Origin of the sequence: Halalkalibacter alkaliphilus, assembly GCF_023555415.1 — a bacterium.
Lineage (GTDB): Bacteria > Bacillota > Bacilli > Bacillales > Bacillaceae_D > Halalkalibacter > Halalkalibacter alkaliphilus.
The window spans coordinates 1-14,774 of the sequence record NZ_JAKRYL010000025.1; the positions used below are offsets into that span (position 1 = coordinate 1).

General features: G+C 36.1%; 15 protein-coding genes. 5 read left to right on the forward strand and 10 right to left on the reverse strand.

Annotation, left to right across the window (positions count from 1 at the left end):
* Positions 1–851 (reverse strand): S-layer homology domain-containing protein (locus MF646_RS18835; RefSeq protein ID WP_250098050.1); only part of this gene is annotated, 851 nt, incomplete at its 3' end.
* A 391-nt stretch (positions 852–1,242) separates the two neighbouring features.
* On the opposite strand from MF646_RS18835, the gene MF646_RS23535 reads away from it, so the two are divergent.
* Positions 1,243–1,404 carry a sigma factor gene (locus MF646_RS23535; protein ID WP_420842548.1) on the forward strand — a complete coding sequence of 54 codons (162 nt, stop codon included), beginning with the start codon at positions 1,243–1,245 and terminating at the stop codon, positions 1,402–1,404.
* Positions 1,405–1,556: 152 nt separating this feature from the next.
* Positions 1,557–1,721: a hypothetical protein gene (locus MF646_RS18840; RefSeq protein ID WP_250098051.1), complete on the forward strand. Its 165-nt coding sequence runs from the start codon at positions 1,557–1,559 to the stop codon at positions 1,719–1,721.
* Between the two features lie 328 nt (positions 1,722–2,049).
* Here the strand turns inward: MF646_RS18840 and MF646_RS18845 are convergent, their stop codons facing one another.
* The 6 genes from MF646_RS18845 to MF646_RS18870 all read right to left on the reverse strand — a co-directional run bounded on the left by MF646_RS18845 (position 2,050) and on the right by MF646_RS18870 (position 6,360).
* Positions 2,050–2,226 carry a Fur-regulated basic protein FbpA gene (locus MF646_RS18845; RefSeq protein WP_250098052.1) on the reverse strand — a complete coding sequence of 59 codons (177 nt, stop codon included), beginning with the start codon at positions 2,224–2,226 and terminating at the stop codon, positions 2,050–2,052.
* A 656-nt stretch (positions 2,227–2,882) separates the two neighbouring features.
* On the reverse strand, positions 2,883–3,692 hold the full coding sequence (locus tag MF646_RS18850) for a nuclease-related domain-containing protein (protein ID WP_250098053.1): 810 nt from the start codon (positions 3,690–3,692) through the stop codon (positions 2,883–2,885).
* A gap of 187 nt (positions 3,693–3,879) precedes the next feature.
* Entirely contained in the window at positions 3,880–4,731 is an 852-nt protein-coding gene (locus tag MF646_RS18855) for a hypothetical protein (RefSeq protein ID WP_250098054.1), read from the reverse strand.
* Positions 4,732–4,796: 65 nt separating this feature from the next.
* Positions 4,797–5,288, reverse strand: a complete 492-nt coding sequence (locus MF646_RS18860) for a competence protein ComK (RefSeq protein WP_250098055.1) — start codon at positions 5,286–5,288, stop codon at positions 4,797–4,799.
* Positions 5,289–5,393: 105 nt separating this feature from the next.
* Positions 5,394–5,690 carry a helix-turn-helix domain-containing protein gene (locus MF646_RS18865; protein ID WP_250098056.1) on the reverse strand — a complete coding sequence of 99 codons (297 nt, stop codon included), beginning with the start codon at positions 5,688–5,690 and terminating at the stop codon, positions 5,394–5,396.
* 169 nt (positions 5,691–5,859) lie between these two features.
* On the reverse strand, positions 5,860–6,360 hold the full coding sequence (locus MF646_RS18870; RefSeq protein ID WP_250098057.1) for a sigma-70 family RNA polymerase sigma factor: 501 nt from the start codon (positions 6,358–6,360) through the stop codon (positions 5,860–5,862).
* Positions 6,361–6,852: 492 nt separating this feature from the next.
* Between MF646_RS18870 and MF646_RS18875 the strand changes: the two genes are divergently transcribed.
* Positions 6,853–9,645, forward strand: a complete 2,793-nt coding sequence (locus MF646_RS18875) for a KAP family P-loop NTPase fold protein (protein ID WP_250098058.1) — start codon at positions 6,853–6,855, stop codon at positions 9,643–9,645.
* Between the two features lie 464 nt (positions 9,646–10,109).
* Here MF646_RS18875 and MF646_RS18880 read toward each other — a convergent pair whose 3' ends face one another.
* Complete coding sequence (locus tag MF646_RS18880) at positions 10,110–10,703, reverse strand: hypothetical protein (RefSeq protein WP_250098059.1); 594 nt, start codon at positions 10,701–10,703, stop codon at positions 10,110–10,112.
* A gap of 308 nt (positions 10,704–11,011) precedes the next feature.
* Here MF646_RS18880 and MF646_RS18885 point away from each other — a divergent pair, with 308 nt between their 5' ends.
* Positions 11,012–11,443: an outer membrane protein assembly factor BamB family protein gene (locus MF646_RS18885; RefSeq protein ID WP_250098060.1), complete on the forward strand. Its 432-nt coding sequence runs from the start codon at positions 11,012–11,014 to the stop codon at positions 11,441–11,443.
* Between the two features lie 51 nt (positions 11,444–11,494).
* Here MF646_RS18885 and MF646_RS18890 read toward each other — a convergent pair whose 3' ends face one another.
* Positions 11,495–12,718 carry a lipase family alpha/beta hydrolase gene (locus MF646_RS18890; protein ID WP_250098061.1) on the reverse strand — a complete coding sequence of 408 codons (1,224 nt, stop codon included), beginning with the start codon at positions 12,716–12,718 and terminating at the stop codon, positions 11,495–11,497.
* 276 nt (positions 12,719–12,994) lie between these two features.
* Between MF646_RS18890 and MF646_RS18895 the strand changes: the two genes are divergently transcribed.
* Positions 12,995–14,158 (forward strand): MetQ/NlpA family ABC transporter substrate-binding protein, encoded by a 1,164-nt coding sequence (locus tag MF646_RS18895; protein WP_250098062.1) that lies wholly within the window; start codon positions 12,995–12,997, stop codon positions 14,156–14,158.
* Positions 14,159–14,415: 257 nt separating this feature from the next.
* On the opposite strand, the gene MF646_RS18900 is transcribed toward MF646_RS18895, so the two are convergent.
* The gene (locus MF646_RS18900) at positions 14,416–14,556 is read right to left on the reverse strand and encodes a hypothetical protein (protein WP_250098063.1); all 141 of its coding nucleotides are present in this window, start codon (positions 14,554–14,556) and stop codon (positions 14,416–14,418) included.
* Between the last annotated feature and the right edge of the window lie 218 nt (positions 14,557–14,774).

The following is a 14,774-nucleotide window of genomic DNA, read 5'->3' on the forward strand; positions in this document are numbered from 1 at the left end:
GGACTAGGTTCTGGAGTTGGCTCAGGACTAGGTTCTGGAGTTGGCTCAGGACTAGGTTCTGGAGACGGCTCAGGACTAGGTTCTGGAGACGGCTCAGGACTAGGTTCTGGAGACGGCTCAGGACTAGGTTCTGGAGACGGCTCAGGACTAGGCTCAGGACTAGGCTCAGGACTAGGTTCTGGAGCTGGCTCAGGGTTAGGTTCTGGAGTTGGCTCAGGATTAGGTTCCGGAGATGGCTCCACTGGTTTAAACGAATCATCTAACACACGTGATAAAAAGACAGAGAATTGGGCTCGTGTTGTAGGGTTGTAAGCTCGGAATGTATTATCGGCAGAATATCCAGTTGTAATATGATTACCTGCTAGGATTTTAATTTCCGTGTAAAAGGTATGAGTCGGTTGAATATCTGAAAACTCCTGATCCCATTCACCTGCTAGATCAAATGCTCTTTGAAGAATAGCGGCCATTTGACCACGAGTCATCTTACTATTGGGCCTGAAATATCCATTATTTCCGTTCATAATCCCTTCATCAGCAATCGCTGCTATCACCTCATAAGCATGAAAGTTTTTTGAGATATCTTTGAAGTTTGGATTTGGGCGATCTTTTAATTCTAAGTTTAGTGCATTAGCGATCATTATTGCTGCTTGTGCTCTCGTTACTTCATTGCTCGGTCTAAATGTGCCGTCATTATAACCTTTAATAATAGACTGCCCCGCTAAAAATGAAATTTCTTCATTTGCCCAGTAATTACTTTTCACATCTTTAAATTTGGGCGTTTCTGCAAAAGCTTGAGTTGATATTAAGAAGAAGGCCAACAAACATACAGCTGCGATTCTAAGACTTTTCAAGTAAAAAACCTCCTAATATTAGTATATTTACTCTATCAAATATACCACTTTTTCATAGACTTACAATTATTTCTATTGGGATTTCTTGTATAAATGGTGAACGTTTTTTGGGGGGAGAATAAATCCGTTTTTTGTAGTATATACGGAGCTTTTACAGTGCAATCTGGGGTAATAGAAAGAGGAAGGGTGTTTGTTGAAATCGTAGGTGTATGGAAGCGTTGGATTCAGATACTCTACGATACGGCATGATAATTTGAAAAACGTGACTTTTTTATGCGGCCTGCGTCTAAGGAATAAGGTCATAAATGCTTGGAGGAAGAAACTTGTCCAATGTGAAACAACACGTGTACAGAAGGTACTCACAGTATAGCAATACTTTTAGTTATATTTTATTAATGATCATGAGCAACAACAACTAGCTGAGGACCTGACCCATGAAACGTATTTAAAAGCCTATAAAAGATATTACTCTTTCAAAGGGGATTCTAGTTCAAAGACATGGTTGTTTTCCATTGCCCGTAATACAACCATTGGCTATTTTCGAAAACGATAACCCGGCAATTATCTTAAAGAGTTATTTAGCTTAAGAAATGAGAAGAGTCCTTTACCAGATGAGATCGTTGAAGTAAAGGAAAGCTCAAAAGAATTATTTCATGCTTTGGAATAGCGTGCCTGTCACTCCCTTAGGAAAGGGGGTATTAAAAAATGATGAAACGGGCAGAGCATTATCCATGGAGTAGTGACTATTGGTATATGTACCCAGAAGCAATACAACCGCGGCTTATGAAGGTAGAAGCGAACCTTGAGTATTACGTAGGAACCTTGGAGGAGAGGAGGAGGCTGTATTGTGAAACGATGAGGGGAATGTGAACTTTAAACCAGCCATTGAAATTTGGTGTAATCCGGGATGAAGTTGAATGCCCCCAAACGTATACTAGGTTCAAATCAGTTCCCTAGTGTTCTTGATTGTGGATTAAATAAAAACCCAGCTTCTTAAAAATAAACTGTTATCACGTAAAGGTGGATAACCTTCTATTTATACAGAGGCTTATCCACCATTTGCAAGAAATACACAGACAGCCCTAAAGGATTATTGATATCAATGCATAGATATCCACATCTAGGGTAGAGGGAGCTGTCTGTAAGCCCTGGAATCCATTTCTCAAATATGAATAAGGGCGTGTTTAGATCAAGCAACCTAAACACGCTCCTTTTTATGATGATTTACTCTGTTTAAGGATGCGTAAATTTGTTCAATATCTGTGAGTGTTAGTTCAAATAAGTGCTTGTCTTCACTTTTGTAGATCCCTACGTTAATAAGCTTTTTAATCAGTTTCTCTTTACGAGCTTCTACTTGTTTTCGCAATTCTCCCATTGCTATCATCTCCTCTAATTAATCGAGCAGCTTCCCATTCATTCAGTTTGCTCGGTTACTTTTTGTCTTTGTGACGAAAAAAACAAGTATCATCCGTATTATAGCCAACAATTGGCATTCCAAAACTGATTTTTCATATGTTACAGGAATTTACATATTGAGAATAGAAGCAGGCGTAATTCACTTGAGGATTTTTGTCAGTTTTCTTTATTTTCTTAAATAAATGTTAACAATTTAAGGAGTGGAAGATGGGGTGATTCTGTTGAAAGGTTTTTTATAGAAGTTGCACGCAATTGCGTGCCTGTCACTTCTTTATAATGGCTTGAGGAATAGCCAAACTTATAGATGAAATTTTTGTATTGGCTTCATTATTATTATCATAATGAATAGTTAATAAGTTAGTAAGGCGTCGCAGGGTGGATAACAGCAGAAAGGTTAGCTACAGGACCAAGTGCGTGTTCATTCATTAAAGTAGCAGCAGTTATAGGTGGTAATGAGGTTAAAAAGAGTTTTCTTTTTAGTTTATCAACAGTTTTTCTAGGTTTGCTTTTTCTTCTTATAAACATTTAAATCAGTCCAATCTCATTTTTAAGAGTTAAAATTCTAACAAAGTATCATAGAAGTACTTTGTTAGAATTTTATTATTATTAAGTGCTTTATTGATGTTCAAAACAATAGATTTTACCGTTAAATTTTTTATTTGATAAACAATATGTCTTAACTTTATCTGAAACAGGTTTATTACATATTGAACAAGTGAAGCGAGGGGTTGTGCTTTTTACTGATGCATTTGTATTTAGTAGACGTTTATGTTCTTCTCTAACCGAAAAATCAATAATATTTGCGTTCGAGAAAGCATTGTAAATTGTTGAGATATCCCTTTCAGTTAGGAGAGGTTCTTTGTGATATTTCATTACCGAGATCTTCCGATGAATGAACTCTGACAACTCGATGTCATATACTATAATTTCGTTGGAGGCTATCTTACGGTAATCTATGTCTACTTTAAAAGTGCAGCGTTTTGTAAAAGAAACCATGGAAATAAATAAATTAGGGTCCTTTTCATGAATAATTGAAGCTAGTGCTTTGATATACCCGTAGTTTTGTACAAAAGGGTTCATCATTTTAAATTTCCCATTAACCAACCATGTTTTTCGCTCTTTCCCGCCATAGATGGTTCCTTGATAGTTCTTGGTTTCAATGACAAAGATACCGTATGGAGTTAAAACAACATGGTCAATTTGCGAAAATCCAGACTTTGCTTTGGGATTTGTCACTAGGAGATCACTTAAGTAACAACAATCCTTTGGAAGCTGATCTAGTTGAATATCAATCTTATATTCACCTATTTCACCTTTTCTGTTAGCAATCTGTTCACTTGTCTTTTTTGGTTTTGATGAGGTTTTATTAGCTTGTTTAGGTGTGGTCTCGTTCTTTTTCTTTAAAAAGTTTAGTAATAATAACATAACTTTCTCCTTGTTGGCTGGTTATACCAATATTGTAACTTTTTATGAATAATTTAACTATACATAGTTGCAAGTGTAATAGATTAAAAGGATGTAAGGGTGATTAGTACGAGACCTAAAGGACACACTTAGAAGAAGATTCAACTGCTTAATGAGTGCAAATAAAGGAGGACGTTACCGTTCTCTTTTAGACTTTACTGTTAAACGCTTCAACTTCAAACTTATCCAACCAGCTAACAAACTCCCTCTGTTCGAAAGACAAACGAATTCCCATAGGCAACATCGCAATAAGTACCCCATAAAAATATTGCATAAAACTCGTCTTAATCTGCTTCCGCTTGTGTTTGTAAACGGTTTGTTTAAAAGCTTGAATAATAATATCTAGATAATTCTCTATAGGATCGTTATATTCTCTTGCCTTGTAAGCAATCTTAGCACGGTCCCATAGGGCACAAATCTCCCTAGCGTGAGGGAAGAATGGTTTGGCAGCTTTTACAAAAGAAGTTGGAATAGAAGACGGAACAAAAGTATGGTCAAGTGATTCAAACGTTTCGTTACGTAGATCTTTATCTTTTAATTTTTTAGATTTAAGTAATAGAGCTTCGGAATGGTTTTTGATAGGCTCAGAGCTTGGAGTAGTAGGGGTTTGTGGCAATTGGCAATGCGTCAATTGATTGTCCCTCGATACGTCAACGCGATGAAACACATAGACATTATGAGATTTCCCGCCTTTTTTTCGAAAGGTGTTGTAGCTAGTCAATAGTCCGAGTTTTCTCCCTTTACGAAGCATTCGTTCAAAGGTAGTGCGGGAGATTGGATGGCCTGAAGCATTGGTCGCTTCTAGAAGCTTACATATTTTTGCGTTACAAATGCCGTGAAGTTTCACACTATATCGAACAAGCGTGAGAAGAGCTATATGCTCTCCTTCCGTGAAAGAATCTCCATGTAGGTGTAGGAAGTTTCTAATAGAATCGTTGAATTCTTTTACCGTTTGGAATTGACTTAAATGTGCAAATTGTTGAATATGACCTGATTGCATAATAATTGCCTCCTTGGTGAGCCTGTCATGTAGCCATGACAGGACTGGTTAGTGTTGAGTTTGGTTTATTCGAAATGAGAGGAACGAATTTTATAATGGGAGAAACGGACAATACAGTAAGAAGTGCGCTGCAGTTGTTTTTCGAGGGAGTGATAGGAAATGTCGAGTTCGAGCTGTTTGTGATGGTGAAATAGAATGATCGATTGAGAATGGCTTTTAGGATTGCGCTTGATAGATTTGATGTGGTGATAGAAGATCCAGCTACACTCATGGAGTGTCGGTGAGTGGGTGGGGAAGGCGTAAATATGCTCGTTTGGATTAATTGGGATAGGGATTTTGCTTTGGATGCCTGTTTTGTGAATCACAGAGGCTTTGCGACCATTGAAGTCAGCCCCTCCTTCGAGGCATCCAGCTTTAATGAGTTGCATGGGAGTCTTTTGAATGTAATAGATTCGATCGCGTTCCCAGACGATGGAGTAGTAGTCTGTATGGGTAGCGGAGAAAATAGCGGTCGTGTCTTGGGTAATTTCGTAGTCAGGGAGAATGGTTATGGACATGGAGAGGCTCCTTTTCGGGGGGATGGGTTGGAGATAAAAAAAGAGGGGCTAATTAGAAGGTAGTGAAGACTCTAGGTGGGAGTGACTACTTAAAGGGTGAGTTCGTTAATCAATGGGGTTAATTTCTTTCAGGAAATGTGTAACAGCGTCTGGAACATCTTCATATAGGCTGTTTGACATTCTAATATCGAGGGCACAACATAATTTTAAGAGAATGAAGTGAGACATTGTGACTTCTCCTCGTTCGATTTGTCCAAGGTAGGAGTAGTCAAGGTTAGCTTTTGCCGCTAATGTTAAACGCGACATGCCTTGCATATTACGAATACCTGAAATGTTTTTTCCGATGGTTTTGTTTGCGAGTTCTTCTAAATCATTTGCTTTTTGTTTATCTATTTCTTCCACTGCTCTAGCCCCTTTTAAGACTATAATCAGTCATGAAGGAGATTCGATCGACGGGCTATCGACATTAATTTAGGAATTGTTGGGAAATGGTGGAGGTTTTTTTTGGGGAGTGGGGATGGGACGGGGGGACAGGTCCCTTGTCCCCCGGTCCCTTGTCCCGCGAGCGGGATTAGGCACCTGATCTAGAGGTAGCATGATTTCGTAATTTCTTTAAGGCTCCTTTTTTCCAGGAGCGAACCGTCGGGGTGGAGACGTTATAATGGCTAGCAATCTCGGCTGTTTTCTTTTGTTTATTAATGGATTCTATGACCCAAGTTTTTTCTCTTTCACTTAAACCATCCAAATAACCTTCGAGTAATTCTGATTCAAGGGGAACCGTCTCATTGTTGGTAGGAACAGTTTCTAGCAACTCATCTCCTGTAAAGGAATGGCGCTCACTATATTTGCTTTCTTTTCTTAGGGCGACCATCATTCTACCGCGAATATAGGAAATGGCATAAGTAGAGAAGTTCCCTTTTTCGGGATTGAAATTTCGATAGGCATCCCAGAGGGCGAGGCAGCCGACTTGATAGAATTCATCGTGGTCTTTGTAAATGCGCAGCATAACTAGTTGCTTTTTGATCGCAGGCTGAAAATTCTTAAGGACTTCCTCAAACGATGGTTGATTCATATTCACATTTCTATCCTTTTTGAAAACGCGTTTTCTCGATTATTCCGCCGGTATGTTTAGCATAAATGGATGTTGAAAGAGCGTCATATTGTGAATAGTGCATTTTCAAGGAAGGAGAGGAGGAGATTTTGGGATTTTGTCTTAGGTCATTTTGTGAAAAACGAACACAGGTAAGGGGAGAGTTTTGCAAAATGGTTGTTTTAGCTCGACAAGTGCTAGTGTTCGAATTTAATGGTATACGTAGTTCTTAATCTTTTATGTTTAGTTTTACATAAAAAAGCTTTTTGTTGTCTTAAGCGCCTGGTGACCTGGTGAATCGGTGGTAGGAAGATCATTCAATATTCGACGGTGGTACCTTCCGTACCCGTACTACAAAACAATAAGAAGTGGTCCAACCTTAGATAATTAAGTACAATAGTTTATATATAGCAAATTTATTAATCCTCTTACAAAAAAGACCTAGAATGATGAAGGGCGAAGAAAGGAAAATGAATGAAAGTTAATCGTAAAGATATTAAGATTGATGTTGTTCATATTCAAACGAGATTATTTCTTATTTTGGAATATATCTGCATTAGTGTGGCGTTATTGATTTTAGGTAACGGGATTTTGACATTTTTAAGAAGAACGCTAAGTGATACTTTCTTACCGGTTTTGAATTTTGAATGGGTGAAGTGGGGAATCTATGTAACTGTTGGAATAATAGGGATACTCGCATTAAGTACGTTTGTGATGACCAGTCTGACAGTGGTTCGGGTTAAGTCGGATCGTCTTCTTTCATCAGTTGATTATCTTATTTTTATTTTTTCCCTTGTGATTATCACGAATTATTTCCTGGTTGATGGTCCCTATACTTTTTGGACTGGACGATTATTGTCAGATTTATTTGATATGGCTATGATTCTATCTTGTATCTACATATCTTTTATATGTGTTTTGTTCGTTATTAGGCATAACTCTAGTAAAAAGACGAATGATGAAAGAGGTAAGGAAGGGAAAGTCGATCGTGATTCAGGCTTACCAATCGAATCAAAAGTAGAGGATCAGCTAAACAGATCGGAATTTGCTGAAAAATTAGGGTGCGTCTTAGAATCACACGATTACAAAACGAGTCTAACGATAGGTCTACTAGGTGATTGGGGGACTGGGAAAAGCTCCATATATAATATGGCAAAGGAATATTTACAGGATGCGGAATCAAAAAGTGTATTTGTTGAATTTAAACCATGGTATTTCGGAAAAGACAATCATGATATCATTCGTATATTTTTGTATCAGCTCTTGGAAGAACTCAAAAAGTCAAAAGGGTATAACCCTCAAATAGGTAGAGCTATTCAGAAGTATGCAGATGTCGTATCTACTGTAAGCATCCAAAGTCAAGGTACGACTTTTTCGATTAAAGAGGTCATTCGAAAGGCATTACCAGGTGAAGAAGTCTTAAGTTTAGATCAGTTAAAAGAGGAAATCGAAAGCTTATTGTTAAACTATCCCCAAAAAATCATTATCTATATTGATGATATTGATCGATTAGAAGGCTCTGAGGTACGTATGATCTTTAAGCTCGTACGATTAATCGCAGACTTTCCCAACGTTACCTACATCTTAGCGTTAGATGAAGAAATCGTAATTAAATCATTAGCGTCTATTTATCAAGGCGAAGAAGGAACCAGTTCGAAGGATGCCAAGAATTATATAGAAAAGTTTATTCAAGTGCCGATCTATCTACCAAAACCAGACAACAGGGAATTAAGCGCGTTTTACTCTGATCAACTTAAAAGTGTTCTTAAGAAAAATAACATTGAGCATTATTATGATATACAGATCATTGAAAGTTTAGTGAACGCCCAATTTTCGATTAGACGTTTTTATCGGTATAAAAACTTAATTAAATTTTATTTACCCTTCTTGAAAGATGAAGTCAACCCTACAGATTTACTTTATCTACTAATGATCCAAACTAGTTCATCAGACTTATACAATTTTATTTATGATCATAAAATAGTACTTTTAGATAGCAATACTGACATCCCAAAAGAAGTCATGAACAGCTTTAATGAAATTGAGACAAAAGGCAGGTATAGAGAGATTCTACTAACGCTATTTCCACTTGCTACACGATTATTTAACGACAAAGACCAAGCTAAGAAAATGAAGGTTAGTGAGAAAGAGAATTTGGAGAGAGATAAAAGAATTTGTACATATAAGTTCTTTGATCAATATTTTATGTATACGAACCCAAAGGAATCCCTCTCACAGATTGAGCTAAGTAGACTGATCAATATAGTGAACGAAAAAGAGTTGGCGCCAATAAAACAAAGCTATATGGACTTTATTGAAAAGTATGGTGCTAATGAAGTTAGTAGTAAGCTTCAGCTTAGACTTTCAGAACTAAATTCTTCTGAAGTTGTTTTATTAAAAGCTCTGACGGAAGTGTATACATCGACATACAAACGAAATAGTAGTTTGGATGAAAACAATTCTATTGTATCGTTAGCTAAAACCATTTCTAGGACTATGCACTTTGAAGGTTACATTTTCGAAGAATCGTATTGGGAAGGCTGTAACATTCTCATCATAATTGAGATCCATAAATACTTAAAAAGAACAGGCCTAAATGAAGAAGGATTAGCTGAAATTGAAAATGCAATTAATAACGCATTTTTAAAAGTTGCACATGAAAGCTTCTTTAACAGCTTTAGTTATACGGACTCTATTAACTTAATGCGAGAATGGTTTACCTATTGGCCAGAAGATATGATAAAAGGAACAGTCGATAAGTGGATACAATCAGAAGACGATTTGGAGCAAGTGTTAGAATACACATTTTATGACAAGTATGAAACAGTTTTGAAGAATCATGAATCGTTGATCAGTTCATTTATTGATTCAACTCGCTATTTAACAAGTGAAAGGATTCGACATTACTTTGAGTGTAAGTCACCATCGACAGTACACGAGTTGGATGAGTTCATAGCAAGAACTAATAAACGAAATATAGGAACGTTTGTGTTTGCTGTCAATAACCTCTATCCGTTTATTTCCAAAAACCTTTATGAAATGTATTCTTTAAGTAGTGCAGAATCCTACTATTCTTATATCCAACTTAAATCGTACGTAGAAATAGGTGCTAACTTGATCTGTAAATTTGGGGATTCCAAACAAAAAGAGAACATTGAAAATGCTCTAAAATTAATAGCAGATTTTAACGAAATGTTTAAACAAGAGCAGGAAGACCGTGATGAGGCGCTAAGAATGATGCACGAGGAGAGGGAAGTAGAGAGTTGATTGTTAGGCAACGCTGTGAAACAGTATATCCCGCGGGATTACTTGATGCTGAATTTATCTAAGGAATGTTTTCTAGTAAATAGGGGCGTAAGAGAAAAGATTGGTGGTAGAACGATGAGGACTCGCTTTATAAGTCTCATCAAACTAAAATCCCAAGCAAAAAACTTTGGGAGAAGGCAAATGCTCAAAAGAATATTGGCATCTTTCGTATAGTTTTAAATTAAATTACATATTCAAAATCTTCTTGTACGAATTGGATTACTCAATCTAACCCAACTATATTACCCTCTTCATTTTAAACACACTAACTTATCGAACTGTCGTATAGGAACCTTAACGTTCGGTGGTTCGTGGGGACGGAGGCTAGAAGCCTCCTCCTACTCGATTTTATTATGTAATCTCCCTTATCATATTTAATCTAATGAAGTGAGGGGATATAATCAATTTTAATCTGTTTTAACCACTTAACTGACTTCATGATTACTCATTGTATCTGAAAATAGTCCCTTTTTCTCAACATGTTTGAAAAATTTATTTGCATAACTTGAGTTCCAAGTATATGTAAATGGTGTATTATTAGTTACACCTTCAATTGAAATGGTCTTAAGTTTTGCCTCTGTTGCTGTACCGATAGAGAAACCACCTGCAACATGTTGAGACATTCCTATAAATTCTCCAGTACCCTCACTTCCGGTAGCAATATTTTCTATATCACTAATTGGAAATTTAAATAGTTTCTTTTTTTCAAAATAATAGATTGATTGACTAGTAATACCTAATAGCCCAAATGAAAAACGATGACCTGATTTTCCAGCTTCTATAACTAGTGTTGGTACTTCACCTGACTCTGTAGTAATTTTTTCTTTAAATTTCTTTCTTCTAAGAAAAAGAATATAGTCCCAACCTATCGTTATACCTAAAATAGACAGTATTTGGTATAAATTTAGAAGGGTAAATCCCATCCCAGCAGAAAAAGCAAGGGAAAGTTGAAGCGTTAATAATAATAATTGGACTATTCCTCCAAAATACCTAATAAACCTTAGTCCTCTTGTGCTCATAAAATCCTCCCTAAATAATTAGTAATTCAAAATGCAATGACTATAGTACTAAAAAACTTAAAATAAATCAACCAATATGAGGATATTAAGAGATTTATTGGAATCACCTTGAGGTATTTACATAAGGAAACCTTTGAAAAGGCTTATGATGCTGTTGGTTATATAGTAGAAGGCAGAATACAACTTCTCACTTCGGCACTACCCTACCTCACTATTGTTATTTTGATAGTATGGTTGTAGGATAATAGTATTGTTAATAATGTTAGATGAGGGAAAATATGGGGTTAAAGTGAGGAGAGGATTTAGGAATGAAACAGATTCGGCTGTCTCACTTGATTGGTTTACTATTTATTTCGTTACTGTTTGGTTGCCAATCAGTCGAAGACGTAACTAGCGAAGAAAATGATAGTTCAGAAGAGATAATACAAGAGGATTGGGTGTTTCATGGTACGAAAACGAATTATACCCTTTCTGGTGGAGTGATAGAAGATGGAATTCTTTATATAGGGGATTATAATAAATACTTTTATGCTTTGGAACAAGACTCAGGAAATGTTATATGGAACTTTGAAAGTCACACAATAAACCCGTTTCGACCAGTATTAGCAGGGGAACTTGTCTTGTTTGCTAATTACGGGGGACGTTTATATGCGTTGAACAAGAACAATGGTGAACTTGTTTGGGATTTTCAAACGGAGACCGGGATGAGCAATCAATACAAAAGGGCAAGACAAAAGTAGAACGCTATGAACAAGGCGTTCTACTTTTTTTATAAATGCACGGTTAAATGATTAAAACTTGAGACAATATCTAGCCGTATCCAATGCATTAGTTAATTCGTAATTTGATTGTTTATAGTAATTAAAGTGATCCCAGTTGTTTACGACACTTTGAAAATTGTATTTTGTATCCTCTATTTCAATACGGCATATTTTGTTTACAGATACAACTTTGTCGTTCTTACCGAATATATAATCCCCAACTAAAGAAAAGTACTTGCTATACACATTTGCGATATTGTCTCCATTGTTCAGCTTGTTTAGAAATTCAGACTTATGGTTTAAGTCAAGTAGCCCCTTTGCATCTTTGTATTTAGTAGCAATGATTTGCTCTGGGATAAAATTTATCTTATGTCTGAATAAATAGAGCAATCCTCTTAGTTTATGTATGGCGGTGTAAAATACTCCGCCATTTGGAGTGCCAGCCATTACAATCGTCTCTACTTGGGCACTTTCGTTAACTAGTGCAGAGCGTGAAACTAACCCTCCCATACTATGCGAGAAAATATGAACATCTTGGTTATACAGTTTTCTTAAGTTCTCAACCTCAGTAGTAAGTGCTTTGCCGTTGTTTGCTATATGCTCCGTAACAGAAGGGTAGTTAAAGCCAAAAATATTGAAATCATTTTTTAAATAATCATATAAGCCAACGTAGTTATTGCCAACTTTCCCGCCAATTCCATGAACGATAATAGCTGTTTTTTTCTCATTGTTAATGAGACTCTTAGCATCTTCTAATGAGAGCAGTGTTGGATCAGGAGTAGTGCTATCTAAATGTGAGATGTACGACAGACCATAATCATCGGTTTCTTGTTTCTTAGACGGAGTATTAATTAACACTTTGAATAACAGCAAATCTACAACATCATTTTTTGAAAAAGAAAAATGTTTATCCTGATTCATAAAGCTTAGTACTTCTTTGTTACCTTCATAATGCTTAAAGAGCAGCAATTCGCTTATATACTTTTTGCTAAAATTCAAGTTGAAGAATTCTTTAATATATCTTTTATCTACGACAAAGGCCAGTTCACTTTTATCTACTAATACTTCTATCTCTACCGTGTCTTTTGTATATATGTTTTTACTGATTTGAATTTCATAGGCATCACTAAATTGAGCTTGCTCTTGATCTAGCGGCATTTGGTCATTGTTAATAGTATATTCAGAGATCCTCACTTCATCCATATTATCAACTACATCATGATTTATCTTTACATTTATGTTTTGTAAGTTCATTTCATCACTCCCTTGGTTTCACTAAATATATTATATTACCACTATTTGGTATATGTAAATCGACGTAATTCTTACTAGATAAGCCAGTTCACTTGCTGAGGAAGGCCGGTAATATACTACAACCTTAGGTAAATAAGGTTGACCAAAAGAGATAATAGTTTATTAGAAATTATCTGGAAATAAATAAAACTATAACAATAAAATGGTATAATATACCTAATATTCAGCATATAACTTATTATGGAACATAAGTTAGCGGTAAAAAGGGGGAGTTTTGTGATATTACGAAGAAATCTACTAAACATTTTTATGACGATTAGTTTAGTAAGCATTCTAGTGGCTTGTGGGCCGAAAAATGACACGGTTTTAAATGCAGCAGGAACTTTTATGGAAGGGGCAACTGAGGGCGATTTTGAAAAAATTGATAACGTAAATGTGGCTAATGAAGTTGATTTTCAAACTGATTACATACTTTCACTTGCAAATGAGGAAAACAAAGTTGGGTTATCAAATTCCGATTATACGATAGAAGAAGTTGGTCATTTAGAGGTGCTTGTGACCTTTCATGATGAATCAATAACTCCTTGGACATTGCAATTCCAACAACGGAGTGGAGGTTATTATTTTGAAAGTCTAGCTCATGCACACGATAATGACAAGGCTTCAATTACTGGGGAAAAAATAGAGTCACAATCAACAATAGAGGTTGTAGATTTAGTCGTTGGTGCTTCTAATACTCCTCACGCTGAAATATTAGAAGCAGCAGCAGGCATCCTTTTGGAGGAAGATATTAATATTGAGATTGTTGTATTTGATGACTATATTTTGCCCAATAAGGCACTTGCAAATATGGAACTAGATGCGAATTATTTCCAACATAATATTTATTTAAACGTTCAGAATGACCGGTACGATTATGATTTTGTTAACGCTGGCGGAATTCACATCGAACCCATTGGAGTATACTCAAAAACCTATACAAGTATAGATGAACTCCCTGATGGAGCTGAGATTATTATCAGTGGCAGCATCACTGAGCAGGGACGTATGTTAGCTACGCTTCAAGATTTAAACCTTATTTCACTAAGAGCAGATGCGGGAATATATGCTACTGTGGATGATATTACAGAAAACCCAAGAAACATTATTATTGATAATAGTCTAGAATCAGCTTTATTAGCAGAAGCATATTTAAATGGGGAAGGTGACGCCGTACTAATTCCTCCAAACTTAGCACTAGAGGCTGGGTTGAACCCAATGGAAGATGCAATGATTCTTGAAAAAGGAGACGTAAGTAATCCTTATGTTCATATCATTGCCGTTCGTGCTAAAGATGAAACTCGTCCAGAAATTCAAACACTAGTAGAAGTGTTAAACTCTAGTGCTATACGTGAATTTATATTAGAAACTTGGCAGGGTGGAGTAGTTCCTGCTGAATAGTAGAGTTTCGTTATCTGTTGAAGAAGTGTACTGTTTGATCTTTATGTACTTTTATCTAAACCAATCTGACCACAGCTGCTCATCAGGCTGCAAATAGTATTCTGTTTATAAAGTAGACCTGTCTATGCTTAAATTCATGAGAAAAAAGCTGTTGTAGATATTTTCTCAACAGCTTTCATGCTCATTGACTATGGTGCTATCACCAGAATTTCATCACGATTAAAGTGATAAACATCACGTCTAATCTAATGCTGTGATTATTTCTTTCCAATGTCTACAAATTCCGTATTTGTTAAGTCATAATCCTCTTCTTTAAGTACGTCCTCAAATGGACCTCCCTCTGCAATAACAGGGTTTAAAGAGCGCTCTTTGCGTATATAGTGATCATATACTCTCATACTTCCAGATTCGCTATAGGAATGTAATAACTCTTCTTTTATCTCTTCGGAATATTCCTCTAATAATGGGTTGTCGATCCTGAAAGTAATTTGTTTATAAGCATGATGTTCATCTGGCGTCCACGTGAAGCTCCCATCTTTTGTATAAAAGATGCGTTCGAAAAAATCCTGACTAAAAGTGATAAGAAATTAACATTTTTTTGTTAATAATTGTTAAA

Coding starts and splice junctions, on each gene's coding strand:
- MF646_RS18840 (WP_250098051.1), top strand. CDS start 1,557: ATGATGAAACGGGCAGAGCATTATCCATGGAGTAGTGACTATTGGTAT.
- MF646_RS18845 (WP_250098052.1), bottom strand. CDS start 2,226: ATGGGAGAATTGCGAAAACAAGTAGAAGCTCGTAAAGAGAAACTGATT.
- MF646_RS18850 (WP_250098053.1), bottom strand. CDS start 3,692: ATGTTATTATTACTAAACTTTTTAAAGAAAAAGAACGAGACCACACCT.
- MF646_RS18855 (WP_250098054.1), bottom strand. CDS start 4,731: ATGCAATCAGGTCATATTCAACAATTTGCACATTTAAGTCAATTCCAA.
- MF646_RS18860 (WP_250098055.1), bottom strand. CDS start 5,288: ATGTCCATAACCATTCTCCCTGACTACGAAATTACCCAAGACACGACC.
- MF646_RS18870 (WP_250098057.1), bottom strand. CDS start 6,360: ATGAATCAACCATCGTTTGAGGAAGTCCTTAAGAATTTTCAGCCTGCG.
- MF646_RS18875 (WP_250098058.1), top strand. CDS start 6,853: ATGAAAGTTAATCGTAAAGATATTAAGATTGATGTTGTTCATATTCAA.
- MF646_RS18880 (WP_250098059.1), bottom strand. CDS start 10,703: ATGAGCACAAGAGGACTAAGGTTTATTAGGTATTTTGGAGGAATAGTC.
- MF646_RS18885 (WP_250098060.1), top strand. CDS start 11,012: ATGAAACAGATTCGGCTGTCTCACTTGATTGGTTTACTATTTATTTCG.
- MF646_RS18890 (WP_250098061.1), bottom strand. CDS start 12,718: ATGAACTTACAAAACATAAATGTAAAGATAAATCATGATGTAGTTGAT.
- MF646_RS18900 (WP_250098063.1), bottom strand. CDS start 14,556: ATGAGAGTATATGATCACTATATACGCAAAGAGCGCTCTTTAAACCCT.